This window comes from Vogesella mureinivorans, assembly GCF_007644035.1.
Classification (GTDB): domain Bacteria; phylum Pseudomonadota; class Gammaproteobacteria; order Burkholderiales; family Chromobacteriaceae; genus Vogesella; species Vogesella mureinivorans.
This window is the reverse complement of record NZ_VMTV02000727.1, coordinates 1-280: the sequence shown is the minus strand read 5'-3', so window position 1 is coordinate 280 and position 280 is coordinate 1. Positions and strand designations below refer to the sequence as shown.

Sequence of the window (280 nt, the reverse complement as noted above, 5' to 3'; positions counted from 1 at the left end):
ACCGTGCCCTGGGTGATCTACACCGAGCCGGAAATCGCCTGGGTCGGCAAGACCGAGAAGGAACTGAAGGACGCCGGCGTGCCCTACAAGGTCGGCACCTTCCCCTTCGCCGCCATCGGCCGCGCCGTGGCGATGAACGAGACCGCCGGCATGGTCAAGGTGATCGCCCACGCCGAAACCGACCGCATCCTCGGCATGCACCTCTGCGGCGCCAACGTCAGCGAGCTGGTGCACGAAGGCGTGGTCGCCATGGAGTTCAAGGGCAGCGCCGAGGACCTCC

The 280-nt window shown here is 67.1% G+C and carries 1 protein-coding gene; it reads left to right on the top strand.

The window, feature by feature from the left end:
* On the top strand, window positions 1-280 hold a 280-nt coding region (locus FLQ44_RS17935), incomplete at both ends, for an oxidoreductase dimerization domain-containing protein (RefSeq protein WP_500692554.1).